This is a genomic window from Pseudorhodoplanes sp. (assembly GCF_035565795.1).
Lineage (GTDB): Bacteria > Pseudomonadota > Alphaproteobacteria > Rhizobiales > Xanthobacteraceae > Pseudorhodoplanes.
The window spans coordinates 1-13,235 of the sequence record NZ_DATMRV010000272.1; the positions used below are offsets into that span (position 1 = coordinate 1).

14 protein-coding genes are annotated in these 13,235 nt (G+C 63.2%); 8 read left to right on the top strand and 6 right to left on the bottom strand.

Annotation, left to right across the window (positions count from 1 at the left end):
- Positions 1-651: ABC transporter permease (locus tag VNZ93_RS24320; protein WP_325711650.1), on the top strand; the 651-nt coding region annotated here is incomplete at its 5' end.
- A gap of 11 nt (positions 652-662) precedes the next feature.
- On the opposite strand, the gene VNZ93_RS24325 is transcribed toward VNZ93_RS24320, so the two are convergent.
- A complete protein-coding gene (locus VNZ93_RS24325; protein ID WP_325711653.1) occupies positions 663-1,625 on the bottom strand; it encodes a helix-turn-helix domain-containing protein in 963 nt (320 codons plus the stop codon).
- Positions 1,626-1,811: 186 nt separating this feature from the next.
- On the opposite strand from VNZ93_RS24325, the gene VNZ93_RS24330 reads away from it, so the two are divergent.
- Both VNZ93_RS24330 and VNZ93_RS24335 read left to right on the top strand, forming a co-directional pair.
- Positions 1,812-2,876: a carbon-nitrogen hydrolase family protein gene (locus VNZ93_RS24330; protein ID WP_325711656.1), complete on the top strand. Its 1,065-nt coding sequence runs from the start codon at positions 1,812-1,814 to the stop codon at positions 2,874-2,876.
- Entirely contained in the window at positions 2,876-3,904 is a 1,029-nt protein-coding gene (locus VNZ93_RS24335; protein WP_325711659.1) for a phenylacetaldoxime dehydratase family protein, read from the top strand. The genes VNZ93_RS24330 and VNZ93_RS24335 overlap by 1 nt, the downstream gene beginning before the upstream one ends.
- A 31-nt stretch (positions 3,905-3,935) precedes the next feature.
- Here VNZ93_RS24335 and VNZ93_RS24340 read toward each other — a convergent pair whose 3' ends face one another.
- Together VNZ93_RS24340 and VNZ93_RS24345 are read right to left on the bottom strand one after the other, a co-directional pair.
- Positions 3,936-4,190, bottom strand: a complete 255-nt coding sequence (locus tag VNZ93_RS24340) for a DUF6460 domain-containing protein (protein ID WP_325711662.1) — start codon at positions 4,188-4,190, stop codon at positions 3,936-3,938.
- A gap of 79 nt (positions 4,191-4,269) precedes the next feature.
- A complete protein-coding gene (locus tag VNZ93_RS24345; protein ID WP_325711665.1) occupies positions 4,270-6,402 on the bottom strand; it encodes an AsmA family protein in 2,133 nt (710 codons plus the stop codon).
- Between the two features lie 228 nt (positions 6,403-6,630).
- Here VNZ93_RS24345 and VNZ93_RS24350 point away from each other — a divergent pair, with 228 nt between their 5' ends.
- Both VNZ93_RS24350 and VNZ93_RS24355 read left to right on the top strand, forming a co-directional pair.
- Complete coding sequence (locus VNZ93_RS24350; RefSeq protein WP_325711668.1) at positions 6,631-8,586, top strand: acetoacetate--CoA ligase; 1,956 nt, start codon at positions 6,631-6,633, stop codon at positions 8,584-8,586.
- Positions 8,587-8,762: 176 nt separating this feature from the next.
- Positions 8,763-9,053, top strand: a complete 291-nt coding sequence (locus tag VNZ93_RS24355; protein WP_325711671.1) for a hypothetical protein — start codon at positions 8,763-8,765, stop codon at positions 9,051-9,053.
- A gap of 132 nt (positions 9,054-9,185) precedes the next feature.
- Here the strand turns inward: VNZ93_RS24355 and VNZ93_RS24360 are convergent, their stop codons facing one another.
- Positions 9,186-9,506, bottom strand: coding sequence for a hypothetical protein (locus tag VNZ93_RS24360; RefSeq protein ID WP_325711673.1), 321 nt, complete (start codon positions 9,504-9,506; stop codon positions 9,186-9,188).
- Positions 9,507-9,657: 151 nt separating this feature from the next.
- On the opposite strand from VNZ93_RS24360, the gene VNZ93_RS24365 reads away from it, so the two are divergent.
- The 3 genes from VNZ93_RS24365 to VNZ93_RS24375 all read left to right on the top strand — a co-directional run bounded on the left by VNZ93_RS24365 (position 9,658) and on the right by VNZ93_RS24375 (position 10,976).
- Complete coding sequence (locus tag VNZ93_RS24365; RefSeq protein ID WP_325711675.1) at positions 9,658-9,810, top strand: hypothetical protein; 153 nt, start codon at positions 9,658-9,660, stop codon at positions 9,808-9,810.
- Complete coding sequence (locus VNZ93_RS24370) at positions 9,807-10,034, top strand: hypothetical protein (RefSeq protein WP_325711678.1); 228 nt, start codon at positions 9,807-9,809, stop codon at positions 10,032-10,034. Before VNZ93_RS24365 ends, VNZ93_RS24370 begins: the two co-directional genes overlap by 4 nt.
- A gap of 132 nt (positions 10,035-10,166) precedes the next feature.
- A complete protein-coding gene (locus tag VNZ93_RS24375; RefSeq protein WP_325711680.1) occupies positions 10,167-10,976 on the top strand; it encodes a MipA/OmpV family protein in 810 nt (269 codons plus the stop codon).
- A 63-nt stretch (positions 10,977-11,039) separates the two neighbouring features.
- Here VNZ93_RS24375 and VNZ93_RS24380 read toward each other — a convergent pair whose 3' ends face one another.
- Positions 11,040-12,737, bottom strand: coding sequence for an iron ABC transporter permease (locus tag VNZ93_RS24380; protein ID WP_325711683.1), 1,698 nt, complete (start codon positions 12,735-12,737; stop codon positions 11,040-11,042).
- Positions 12,738-12,841: 104 nt separating this feature from the next.
- Positions 12,842-13,235 (bottom strand): extracellular solute-binding protein (locus VNZ93_RS24385; protein WP_325711685.1); only part of this gene is annotated, 394 nt, incomplete at its 5' end.

Genomic DNA, 13,235 nt, shown 5'->3' on the forward strand with positions numbered 1-13,235 from the left:
GATTCTGCGATCCTGCAGGCGGCCTGGGTCAGTATCCGGGTCGCGTTCATGTCGGCCTGCCTTGCGACCGTGCTGGGTACGCTCGCGGCGCTGGCGCTTGTTCGCATGGGACGCTTCCGCGGCCGGCTGCCGTTCTCGGCAATGGTCTATGCGCCGATGGTGATGCCGGAAGTCATCATCGGTCTGGCGCTGCTGCTGTTGTTCGTCGCCATCGACATCGAGCGCGGTATCGTCACGATCGCACTGGCGCATACCACGCTGACCATGGGTTTCGTTACAGTAATCGTTCAGTCCCGGCTGCTGACCTTCGACTGGAGTCTGGAAGAGGCGGCGATGGACCTCGGCTGCCCGCCATTTCGTGCGTTCATGACGGTGACCTTCCCTCTTATTCTGCCGGCGATCCTGGCGGGTTTCATGCTGGCCTTCACGCTGTCGCTCGATGACTTCGTCATCGCGAGTTTCACCACAGCGCCAGGTGCGACCACCCTGCCGATCCGGATTTATTCGGAGGTCCGGCTTGGCGTGAAACCGGAAATCAATGCGGTGAGCACACTGATGCTGGCGTTTGTCGCGGTCGTGGTGGTTGCAGCCTCGCTGCTGACGAAGCGTTACGCGGCAGCGGAGAAGGGTGAGGCGATGGGCGCGTTGTAATTGCGACGCGCTTATAACGAAGTAGAGATGGACGCGCGCAATTCTCGTGCCGAGCACCCGAACCGCGCGCGGAAGATGCGGCTGAAATGCGCCGCGTCGTTGAATCCCCAGCTGAAGGCAATGTCGGTGATGGTGCGGCCAGCAAGCGCGGGGTCGCAGATATCACGCTTCGCGCCGTCCAGCCGCTGGTTCCAGATCCAGCTGTTGAGCGACGTCGGCTCGCCCGCGAATGCGCGATAGATCGTGCTCGGCGACAACTTCAGATGCGCCGCGATCGTGTTCACCGACAAATGCGGGTCGCGCAAGTGACGCAGAACGTAAGTCTTGATCTGGTCGCGATGATAGGCGGTGAGTTGCGACACCGCCGGATCGGCAGCGCCCGGTAGCGAGCATAGCCCCGCCACCAGAATATTTTCCACGCTCTCCGCGATCGCAGCGACCGAACCGGCTTCGAGCGTATCGATATCGGCGGCGAGCGTATTGATCATGCCGATCATCAGATGGCCGGCGCCGCGGTTGCCGCAAACCGTGCGCGCCGTCAGCGTCTCGGTGTTTCGCAAGCGCCCGCGCAGGACGGCGCCCGGCAATTGGAGGACGTGCTGCTGGAACGGCTCGTCGAAGATGAGTTCGTAGGGCCGCGTCGAGTCGTAGAGCGCGAAGTCGCCGGGCGCCAACTCCGCGACGCGTCCGTCCTGCACGATCTTGCCGTGGCCCCTGGTCTGGATGCTGACCAGGAAATAGTCTTCGGTCGTGCGTCCGATCTTTGCTGGTGTGCGGCGAACCCATTGCGGTGACGATGTCACACGCGACAGCCCAAGCGTTGCGAGCTGATTGGCTTCGATCGTTCCGCTGAACGAGGCATCACGCCGCGGCGTGTCGCAATCGAGCTGCACATAGGTGTTGCACACCGCCTCGATCCAGTAGGCGAGGCGATCCGGCGCTTCCACAGCGTCTGTGGACCAGAGCTTGTGCATGCCCCAAGCGTACCAAGCCCGTTGCTGCTGTCCACGCGGAAAATGAGGCAAATCCGTGCTCGGGAAGACGGGCATGCGAGGCTCAGTCAAGTCCGGCGCGAGGCGGAGGCAAGCCGGAAACGGCGCGTCGGCCTAGCATTTGCGCAGTTTGAACGCGCAAAGCCGTTCTCAGAGGGGAGATTGCCCATGTCCGTCACGCATCCGAAGTACAAGGTCGCCGCGGTGCAGGCCGCACCGGTCTTTCTCGATCTCGACAAGACGGTCGACAAGTGTGTTGCCCTCATCAAGGAGGCGGCCGCGAATGGCGCGTCGCTGATCGCGTTTCCGGAGACATTCATTCCCGGCTATCCGTGGTTCATCTGGCTCGATTCCCCCGCCTGGGGCATGCAGTTCGTCCAGCGCTACCACGACAACTCGCTCGTCTATGGCTCGCCGCAAGCCGAGCGCATCGCCAAGGCGGCGAAAGACAACAACATCATGGTGGTGATGGGCCACAGCGAGAAGCACGGTGGCAGTCTTTATATGGGGCAATGGATCATCGGCCAGGACGGTGAAACCATCGCCAAGCGTCGCAAGCTGAAGCCGACCCATGTCGAGCGCACGGTGTTCGGCGAGGGCGACGGCTCCGATCTCTCCGTATTCGAAACCGATCTCGGGCGCGTCGGCGCATTGTGCTGCTGGGAGCATCTTCAGCCGTTGTCGAAATACGCGATGTATGCGCAGAACGAGCAGGTCCATATTGCGGCGTGGCCGAGCTTCTCGCTGTATCGCGGCGGCGCCTATGCGCTCGGACCTGAGGTCAACAATGCCGCAAGCCGCATCTACGCGGTCGAGGGCGGCTGCTTCGTGATCGCACCCTGCGCGACCGTGTCGAAGGACATGATCGACATGCTGTGCGGCGACGACATGAAGAAGCAATTGCTGCTGCAGGGCGGCGGCTTTGCGACGATCTACGCGCCGGACGGCCAATTGATGCACGCGCCGTTGCCCGAAACCGAGGAAGGGCTGGTCTATGCCGATATCGATCTTGGCATGATCTCGCTCGCAAAGGCAGCCGCGGATCCGGCCGGACATTACGCACGGCCTGACGTCACGCGTCTCGTACTCGACAAGACACCGGGTGATCGCGTGGTCCTGAAGCGGCGCACGGGCGCCGAAGTGACGCGCGGAAGCGCCGATGCCCCCGCTACCCAGGCGGTGCGGAGCGATGGGCTTTCCCTGGTGAAGGACGGGAGCGAGGAGGCCGCCTGATGGAATCGGCAATCCCCGATTACCTGAAGACTGCGCGCACCCGCCACACCCGATACGGCGACGATTACACGCCGCCGTATCCGGCATTCGTCGCGCGTCACAAGCCGAGCGTCGCTCGCGTGGTCATGGCCTATTTCGGATTGCAGTTCCAGGCGGCGGACGAGGCCGCAACGGCTGCGCCGCTGGCCGAGATCGCCACTGCATTCGGAGCCGAGAACGGTCCCGGTCACTGGGATCGTGCACACTACACCGATGAGGAAGGCTTCGAGACGATCATCAGCATCGCCTATTGGGACGATCCGCTGCGTTTCGACGCGTGGTTTGCCTCGCATGGCGCTGCCTGGGCGGGCGCGGAGAAACCGGGTCCATTCGGCTTCTTCACCGAAATTCTGCGTCCGTCGATTACGCGTTACGAGACCCTGTTCTCCTCCGTCGGTCGCATGGAAGGCCTTGCGGCTGTGGCCGACGGACTGAGCGATATGGTGCGAGAGCACGCGTACTGGGGGGGCATGCGCGATCGCATACCGCTCAGCCAGACCGATGCAATGGCGCCGGCCGGCGCGCCGAAGGCGGACGGCGGAAACGGCCATATCCGGATCGTACCGCACGAAAATCTCTGCCTGATCCGCTCCGGACAGGACTGGTCTGACACCGACGATGCCGAGCGGAGGATGTATCTCGACGATGTCGAGCCTGTGTTGCGCGCCGGCATGGATTTCCTGCGCGACGAGGGGCTGTCATGCGGCTGCTTCGCCAACCGGTACATGACCGTGGTCGGCCCGGACGGAAAGCCGGTCGAGAAATCGTTCGGCATGAGCTGGTGGAGAAGTCTCGATGCGCTCGAACGCTGGTCGGAATCGCATCCGACGCATGTGGCGATCTTCGGTGCTGCGATGAAGTACCTGATGAAGCTCGGTCCGGCGGCGAAGCTGCGCCTCTATCACGAGGTTACGGTCGCGGCCGCCGATGAGCAGTTCTTCGAATATCGCAACTGCCATCCGAAGACGGGAATGTTGCGGGCGGTGTGATGTCCCTCTCTTGAAACGGGAGAGGGAAACATCACTCGCTGCTGGCGCCTGGCGGCCTGAACAGGAAGACCAGGAACCACACCGGGATAATGACGATCGCGCCGAGCATCAGGTTCGGCGCGGCCCAGTCCCAGGCGCGGCGTCCGTATTCGGTCACGCGCTCGGGTGTCACGCCCGCTTCGCGCAGCAGGGCCTCGGCTGTAATGCCGAAATGCGAGAGGATGGTGCCGACGATGAGTGAGGCAACGGCGACCTTCACCAGCGTGCGCAGCATGGGAAACAGCATTCGCGGTCTCTGATTCGCGATCGGCGAATCATAGTCGAATGCGCTCACGCCGCTACGGACAGCGTATCGGCTATTGCGTTTATTCGGCTTTTTCGGTCGGCGCCGGCGCGGCGGCGTCGGCTTCAGGCACTGAGGGCTGTGCCGCGTCGGGTTCCGTCGCGGGTGCCGCGTCAATGGGTGCGGCGGGCTCCGGCTCAGGCGGAAGGACGGCTTCGCGTGCAGCAGGCGCCTCCGGCTTGGCTTCCGGTCCGGGCACGATCGAAGGAGCGGCGGGCAGAACAGGTTGCGCAGGTTCCGGCGCAGCGGTCGGTGGCGTCGAAGCTTCCTTGGCCGGTGATGGCGCGGCAGGAACAGGGGTCGCATCTTTGGTCGCGGGCTGCTCAGGCGTCTGCACCGCGGGTGTCGTTGCCGGCGGCGTGCGGGCGGCGTCGCGCCGGGCGCGCAGCGCCTCGAGCAGCGGCGCCGCGGCGCCAGAGCGCTGGATCAGGATCTGCGCATCCGGCAGTACGAGCGGATCGTCCCAGGGGCCCTGGACTGCAAAGGGCAGCTCGAATGACTTGCTGTTGGCGTTCGCCGAAACCAGTGTCGCAACGCCCTTGAGATCGAGATCACGGGAGGGGATCGATGCCTCGCCGGCGATATCGAGCCGCACCGCGGACCCGCGCAGGTTCACGTCTTCCACGGTGACATTGCCCTGCGCGATCTTCATCTTGATCGACAATTCCTCGAAGGGTGTGCGGCCACTCCGGAACTCGCTTCCACCCGACAGCGGTCGGCGTTCCAGCCGCCGCAGCAATTGCTCGACATTCAATCCGGTGAGTGCGCCCTTGGTGCTGGTCAGGGTCGCTTCACCGTCGAGCGTACGCGTCAGGGCGTACACATTCGGTCCCGAGCCCTCAAGGGATAGCGTCATGCTGCCCTTGCCCTCGATCCGCTTCACGCCCAACAGATCGCCGATGCAGCGCTCGAGATTCACCCCGTCGAACTGCAGTTGTGAAGCGAATGTCGCGCCCTGATCGGTACTGGCAAGACCGATGCTGCCACGGATCACGCCACCGAAGCTGCGCGACTCGCCGATGGTGACGCCCAGCTTCCCGCCACGCAGGTTGGTGGCGATGGCGGTGCGTCCGAGAGTGGTCGAGCCGATGGTCACCTTGCCCGCCGACAGGCGAAGATCGAGATCGGCGGTCGTGAGGCCGTCGAGATCGAGCCGCGAGCGGCTCCATTCGCGCTCCGGTCCGGTCAGCAGGCGCACGGTGGAAAGATACGGCGTCAGGTCGAGGGCATCGACCGCGAGTGTGCCCTGCAGGGTCTGTCGTCCATCTGCCGCGAAGGTGAGCACGCCCTCGGCGACATTGCCGTCGAGTTCCAGATTCACCTGCGAGAGCGCGATCGTGCCGCCGACCATGTTGGTCTGCGCCTTGAGCGAAAGCCGCTCGAAGCCGCCGCCCGGCAGCGGCTTCTTGCCGAGCCAGACCATCGCACGTCGCAGCGAGGGTGAATCGGCGGAGGCGGCGCCTTCGATCTTCAATGTCGGCCGGGTGGCCATTGCGCCGTCGAACGTGAACTTCAGGGGCGGACCGGCGAGGCGAAGCTTCAGCACCGAGCGTTCGCCGTGAAGGGCCGCGGCGAAGTTGGCGAGCGTGACGCCGACTTCGATCGTCTCCCCGCGATAGCGGGCGCTGCCGGTCACCGCGAAGCTGCGCGATATCGCCGGCCAGGCGAGGGACAGGTCGGCGTGGGACACGTATTCGTGGATGTCGCGATAATCGTCGCGCACGATCAGCGTGCCGTTGTTGATACGGATCTCGGAGAAGGATGGCGTGCCCGGCTCCACCGCGCGGTCGAGCGTCGTGCGCAGGCCCTCCCAGTTGGAGCGGCCGGCCTTGTCCACGGCCACGAGGATTCGCGGATCGGCCAGTGTGATATCCGCGATGTCGATGCGCCCCAGCAGAAGCGGCAGGAAACTCAGCCGAACCACGATACGGTTGGCCTGGAGCGGCGGTTCGCCGGGGCCTTCGCCGAGGGCAACATCCGCCAGAGTGACCTGGCCATAAGGGAAGAGCGAAACCGATACATCGCCCCGCAGCAACGGGTCGAGGCCGGTCGCAGCGCGAATCTCGGATTTCACGGCCTCGCGGACCTGATCCGTCGGAATCAGGAACGAGACCACAGCCAGCGCACCGAAAACGCCCAGGACGAGGGCACCCACTGCGAGAGCCAGGCGTTTAAAGCCGGTGACCGCTGACAACTTCATTTTTCCGGTTTCGAGAAGAGGCCGAATTATACGGGCCCGGGGTCTGACGGCGCAACCTTGCGCGTGCTGCAAATCATCATCCGTCTGTGACGCTTTCGTGGCCTTCTGCCCGGGCGCCGGCCTGGGCTATTTCTAGTGTAATGAGAGCAGGTTACACTCGGCCGGCCGGAGGGGGATTTTTCGATGAATGATGCACCGCTATGGACGCCAAGCCCGGAACGCGCGGCCGCGAGCCAGGTCATGGATTTCATGCGGCAGGTCAATGCCCGCCACGGCCTCGCACTGTCTTCCTACAAGGAACTGCATTCATGGTCGGTCGCCCATCCTGACCTGTTCTGGGATCAGGTGTGGGATTATTGCGGCGTCATCGGCGACAAGGGGGCGCGCCGGCTGATCGACGGAGACAAGATGCCGGGCGCGCAATTTTTCCCCGACGCACAGATCAATTTCGCCGAAAACCTGCTGCGCAAGCGCGGAAGCGGGGACGCCATGGTGTTCCGCGGCGAGGACAAGGTGTCCTACAGGTGGTCATGGGACGAATTGCACAGCTTCGTCTCGCGCGCCCAGCAGGCGCTCGCCGCGGCCGGCGTGGGGAAGGGCGACCGGGTCGCCGCGATGCTGCCAAACCTGCCCGAATCGGTCGGGCTCATGCTCGCGGTCACCTCTCTCGGCGCGATCTGGTCATCCTGCTCGCCTGATTTTGGCGAACGCGGCGTGCTGGACCGTTTTGGCCAGATCGAGCCGAAGCTGTTCCTTGCGGTCGACGGCTACTGGTACAACGGCAAGTCGATCGATCTCACCGAACGGCTTGCGGCCATTGCCGGCCAGCTTCCCACTGCGCAGAAGGTCGTCATTGTCCCCTATCTGAAGACTGCAGACGCGGTCGCGGCCAATGTGCCGCGCGCGGTAACGCTCGATGCCTTCCTGAAGGATTTTTCGGCGAAGCCGGTGACCTACACGCGCGTCCCCTTCAATCATCCCGTCTACATCCTCTATTCGTCCGGCACGACCGGCGTGCCGAAATGCATCGTGCATGGCGGTGGCGGCACGCTGTTGCAGCACCTGAAAGAGCATCGGCTGCAGAGCGATGTCCGCGACGGCGATCGCGTCTTCTATTTCACCACGCTCGGCTGGATGATGTGGAATTGGCTCGTGTCCGGTATCGGCGCCGGTGCAACGCTCATTCTGTGGGACGGATCGCCCTTCGCGCCGAAGCCGGACGTGCTGTTCGACTATGCGCAGGACGAGAAAATCACGCTGTTCGGCACCAGCGCGAAATACATCGACGCCTGCAAGAAGGCCGGCGTCAATCCGGCGAAGAATCATGATCTGTCGTCAGTGCGGGTGATGACCTCGACCGGTTCGCCGCTCGCAGCGGAAAGCTTCGACTACGTCTATTCCGACATCAAGAAGGACCTGCATCTCGCATCGATCTCGGGCGGTACCGACATCGTGTCGTGCTTCGTGCTCGGCGATCCAACTGCGCCGGTCTATCGCGGAGAAATCCAGGCTGCGGGCCTCGGCATGGCCGTGGATGTGTGGTCGGACGGTGGTAAGCATATCGCCGAGGAGAAGGGCGAGCTTGTCTGCGTGAAGCCCTTCACGTCGATGCCGGTGATGTTCTGGAACGATCCGGACGGCAAGAAATATCACGCTGCCTATTTCGAGCGTTTCCCGAATGTCTGGTGCCACGGCGACTTTGCAGAGTGGACCAGGCATGGCGGACTGATCATTCATGGCCGCTCGGATGCAACGCTCAATCCCGGTGGCGTGCGCATCGGGACTGCGGAAATCTACGCGCAGGTCGAGCAGATTCCGGAAGTGATGGAAGCGATCGCCATCGGACAGGATTTCGAGGGCGATGTGCGTGTGATCCTGTTTGTTCGTTGCAAGGACGGCGTGACGCTCGACGATGCCCTGCGCGATGTCATCAAGAAGAAGATACGCACCGGCGCGTCACCGCGCCATGTGCCGGCCAAGATCATCCAGATCGCGGACATCCCTCGCACCAAGTCCGGCAAGATCACCGAGCTCGCGGTTCGCGACGTGGTGCATGGCCGCCCGGTGAAGAACACCGAAGCGCTCGCCAATCCCGAGGCGCTGAAACTGTATGAAGGGCTGACGGAGCTGCGAAGCTAGCGGTTGTGTGCGCCGCGGCGAACTGCCCGGCAGTTACAGAAATGTGATGCGGAGCCTGTCCCGCGCCACTTCCCAACGCGCGGCCTTAAGGCCCATGCTGAAGGCGGGTGGAAGCTAGCGGCACGATGCAGTGCCATGCGGCCCTGTAAGTCGTGCCTGAACCTCAGGAGGGTTCGATGCATGGCAAGGCACCCCTGATTATTCTCGTCGTTTCGCTGCTCGCAACTGTGCCCTACGGCGCTTCGGCATCGCCGTTGGTCGCAGGAGGCAATCTTGCGGTCACCGCCGAGACGCTCACGCCGGTCGAGAGCGTTCACTATTACGGCTACGGCCGCGGTTACTACGGCTACGGGCGTGGCTATTACGGTTATGGCGGCGGCTACTACGGTCGCGGCTATTACGGCCGTGGTTATTACGGCGGTTACTATCCGTATTATGGGCGCGGGTACGGCTATCGGTACTACTGACCAAGCCTCTCCGTTGCGGCTGTCGTGCGCGTCGCGAGGGCCGCAACGGTAGAGCAAACGTGCTCGTCCGGAGCAGCGTACTTGCAACAAGCGCGGGTGTGCGCTTGTGCCGCTAACCGAAGGCTTCGAAAGCTATCCCTCCAGTTCCTGATACACGTCCATTTCCACATTCGGCGCCATCGAGCGCCAGACCTGCAGATAGGCCTGCACCCGCGGGTCGGACGCGAGCGACTGCCGGTTGGCCTCGATGGACTTCGGGGCGTTATATTCGACGATCTGAAGAATCTTGGCGCGATCGTCCGCATTCTGGAGGAAGCGCACCTTCACCTCGCCGAAAATGGTGGAATAGGGCTTCGACGTTTTCAGCATGCTGAGAAATTGCGCTGAGTCCGCCGACGGCAGCGTGAACTTGAAATGCAGGATACGGCGAACGGTTTTTTCGTCTTCGGACATTGTCGCTCCGGTGCAGGGCCGATCAGGCGGAGCAGAGTCTAGCGCATCGCAGGCGTGCTTCGCACGTCAAGACTGGTATTTTGCGGCCATCGCGCAGCTCCGCGGTGAACGAAAGTGCCTGGTGCCGCGACCAAGAGGCGGGAGACACTGCATGTTCGACATCCTCGCCGCGATCTGGGTGAAATTGCCGCTGGTCCTCAGTCTTGGATTCATCGGCCTGATGCTGCTCGGCTTCTGGCGTGGGCTGCGAATCAAACCGCGCCCTGCGGATGAACACGCGCCGCAGCGCGGAACGGGTTGGTGATGGGCGACGCATTGGCCGCTTTTCTCCATGCGCTTGCTGTGATTCTCGGCTTCGGAATCCTGGTCGGCTGTCTGTACGGGTTCTGGTGCGGCCTGACGCTCAGGCCGAAGGATCCGGACGAGCGCTCCCCCGATCCCGTTTCGCCTTCGCAAGCGCTTTCCGACAGCTTCGCGTCCCCGCCGATCTGGCCGCATTGGCTGCGCCGACTGTTTGGGCGGCAGTAGCGGTGCCAAACTGACACCCTCGAGGCACACGCTACGCAAATTTTGCGCCGCCTAACATTTTACCGAAATGTTTACGCGACGCTTGCTACAAGGAGCTCAATGAAATTCCGGCCCGGAATGGGACACTTAAATATGCATCGCCCCCTGCTGGCTGCAGCCTTGGCCCTTGGCAGCTCGAGCGCCTTTGCCGCCGATATCCCGCCGGCTACGGTCAAGGCCCCTGTCGCAGTCCAGAATCCCTATGACCTCGTCATCGAGCTTGGTGCCGGCGCCGAAGTGCGGCCCGACTATCCCGGCGCGAAGAATTACGAGGTCTGGCCGACCGGCTTTGTCGATCTGCATTTTCTGCGTCTTCCCGGCTTCGGCGTGGTGAAGAACGGACGCTACGAGCAGGGCTGGTCGTTCGGCCCATCCTTCAACTGGCAGTCGAAGCGCAAGACCTCGGATTATCCCGAGCTGTTCGGTCTGAACGACGTCGACGCGACCTTCGAGCTCGGTGCCAAGGTTGGCTACACGTTCGACTGGGTGCGGCCCTGGATCGCGGCACGCTATGGCCTCGGTGGACATAGCGGCATCGTCGGTGAAACCGGTCTCGACTTCATCTTCCGCCCGTCTCCGGTGTTCGAATGGACCGTCGGTCCGCGCGCGACCTTCGCGAACCGCGACTACATGGAAACCTATTTCGGCGTTACTCCGGCGGAGTCGGCGCTGTCCGGCACGCTTGCGCCCTATTCGCCCGGCGGCGGCTTCAAGAGTGTCGGCTTCGAATTCACGTCGCGCTACGAGTTCGCTCCGCAATGGGCGGTACGCGGCGAGTTCATCTACGACCGGCTGATCGGCGACGCGGCCGATTCCCCGATTGTGAAGGTGGGCAGTGAGAACCAGTACACCGCCAAGCTCGGCCTGACCTACACGTTCAGCCTGAGACTGTTCGGCAACTGACCCTCCGTCGGCGCTTGCACGCGGAGCGGGAGCCGCTTCGCGTGAAGAACAAGGGTCGGGCGATCATCGTGACGATGGCGGCACGGGTGCGGGCGCGATCTCCGAAAACCGCGTGAGATGGATCACCGGCAAGATTCCGACCGCGACGATCAGGAGCGCGGCGAGCGATCCCTCCTCGAAGTTTCCGCGCGTCGCGAATTGATAGATGTAGGTCGAGAGCGTCTCGACATTGAGCGGCCGCAATAGCAGCGTCGCCGGCAATTCCTTCAGACAGTCGACGAAGACCAGTAACGCCGCGCTGCCGAGCGCCGGCCGCGTCAGCGGCAGGTGAATGAGCCACGCGATACGCGAGGGCTTTGTGCCGAGGGTGCGGGCGACATCGTCAATCTCTGTCGAGATGCGCGCGAGGCCCGCCTGTGCCGACCCGGTCGAAATCGCAAGGAAGCGGATCACGTAAGCGATCACCAGCGCCGCGCTCGAGCCCGCAATGACAAGGCCGAGATGGGGTCCGCCGACTAGCGCGGAGACCGCATTCAGGATGGTGTCGATACCGACCAGCGGCGTCAGCAAACCAAGCGCCAGCACGGTGCCGGGGATGGCATAGCCGAGGCCCGCGACGACAAGGCAGGATGTTGCGAACGTGCCACGGACGATCCGGACCGCGATCGCTGCGGCGAGTCCGAGTGCGATCGCGACGGCGGTGGCGGTCGCGGCGAGCGTCACGGTCGTCGCGGTGTACCGGAGAAGATCGATATCGAAGCCCGTGATCAGCCCGCGCAGCACGACCTCATAGGCCAGATAAAAGAACGGCAGCAGAAATCCGAACACGAAGGGGAGGGCGCAGAAGATGGCGGAAAGCCATGCAGGGCGGCCGTCGAGCGCAATGCGCGGCACGGTGCGCTGACGACGCGGCGAGGTCACGAAGCGGCGATGGCGGCGGCCGTGGCGCTCCAACGCCATCAGCGCGATGACGATGACGAGCATCGCGCAAGCAATCTGCGCCGCTCCCGGCAGGCTGGACCGGTTGATCCAGGTTGTGAAGATCGACAGAGTCAGCGTCTGTACGCCGAGATATTCGCTTGCGCCGATATCGTTCAGCGCTTCCAGAAGTGCGAGCGACAGACCGACCGCCAGAGCGGGGCGGGCGAGCGGCAAGGCGACATGACGCGCCAGCATCAATCGGGATGCGCCCAGCGTGCGGGCGACTTCGATCAGCGACGCGCTCTGCGTCAGGAACATCGTGCGCGCGGCGAGATAGACGTAGGGATACAGAACAAGGCTGAAGACGATGACCGCGCCCGGCAACGATCGTACCGACGGAAACCAGTATTCCGCCGCTGTCCGATAACCGAACAGCATCCGGAATGCCGATTGGACGGGCCCGAGCGCGTCGAAGATATCGACGTAAACGTAAGCGACTATGTAGGTCGGAAAGGCGAGCGGTAGCGGCAGCAGCCAGACCAGCGAATTGCGACCGGGAAAATCGTAGGCCGTGACGAGCCAGGCCGTACCGATCCCGGCAATCGCCGTAAGTGCGGCAACGCCCGCGAGCAGCAGGGCGGTTTCGCGCGTGGCGTTGGGCAGAACGAAATTGACGAGATGAGGCCAGATCTCGGCGTCACCGCGGAAAGCGAACACGGTGAGGCTGATCAGCGGCAACAGGACCGCAACCGCCAGCGCGATCAGAAAAAGCCGAGCGACGATGTGCGAGCGTCGCAGCGAAAGCCGCGGCGCGGGGGATATGGTGTCGGTTGCTGTCACATCAATTGGAAGGGCCGTCGTCCCCGCGAATGCGGGGAGCTCTTACGCCGGAACTGTTAATGATCGGCCCCCGCTTGCGCGAGGGCCGACTTTTGCATCGACGATCAGTTGTCGAAGCCGACCTTGTCGACGAGGTTCGCGGCAGCCTTCTTGTTCTGCGCGATCTTCGCAAGCGGCATCGGGTCGGCATTGAGTTTGCCGTAGCCCGCAACGATGTCGTTCAGCTTGATGCCGGCCTTCACCGGATATTCGAAATTGGTGTCGGCATACATGTGCTGGGCCGTATCGCCGGCGAGCCACTCGATCAGCTTTATCGCGTTGGCCTTGTTCGGCGCATTCTTCGCAAGCACCACGCCAGACACGTTCACATGCGTGCCGCCGCCCTCGAAGGTCGGCAGGATCACGCGGGTCGCATCCGCCCAATCCTTCTGTTTCGGGTTCGTGGACATCAGCGCCCAGTAATAGGTGTTGCCTATGCCGAGGTCGCATTTGCCTGCT

Coding starts and splice junctions, on each gene's coding strand:
- VNZ93_RS24335 (WP_325711659.1), top strand. CDS start 2,876: ATGGAATCGGCAATCCCCGATTACCTGAAGACTGCGCGCACCCGCCAC.
- VNZ93_RS24325 (WP_325711653.1), bottom strand. CDS start 1,625: ATGCACAAGCTCTGGTCCACAGACGCTGTGGAAGCGCCGGATCGCCTC.
- VNZ93_RS24360 (WP_325711673.1), bottom strand. CDS start 9,506: ATGTCCGAAGACGAAAAAACCGTTCGCCGTATCCTGCATTTCAAGTTC.
- VNZ93_RS24340 (WP_325711662.1), bottom strand. CDS start 4,190: ATGCTGTTTCCCATGCTGCGCACGCTGGTGAAGGTCGCCGTTGCCTCA.
- VNZ93_RS24355 (WP_325711671.1), top strand. CDS start 8,763: ATGCATGGCAAGGCACCCCTGATTATTCTCGTCGTTTCGCTGCTCGCA.
- VNZ93_RS24330 (WP_325711656.1), top strand. CDS start 1,812: ATGTCCGTCACGCATCCGAAGTACAAGGTCGCCGCGGTGCAGGCCGCA.
- VNZ93_RS24350 (WP_325711668.1), top strand. CDS start 6,631: ATGAATGATGCACCGCTATGGACGCCAAGCCCGGAACGCGCGGCCGCG.
- VNZ93_RS24365 (WP_325711675.1), top strand. CDS start 9,658: ATGTTCGACATCCTCGCCGCGATCTGGGTGAAATTGCCGCTGGTCCTC.
- VNZ93_RS24375 (WP_325711680.1), top strand. CDS start 10,167: ATGCATCGCCCCCTGCTGGCTGCAGCCTTGGCCCTTGGCAGCTCGAGC.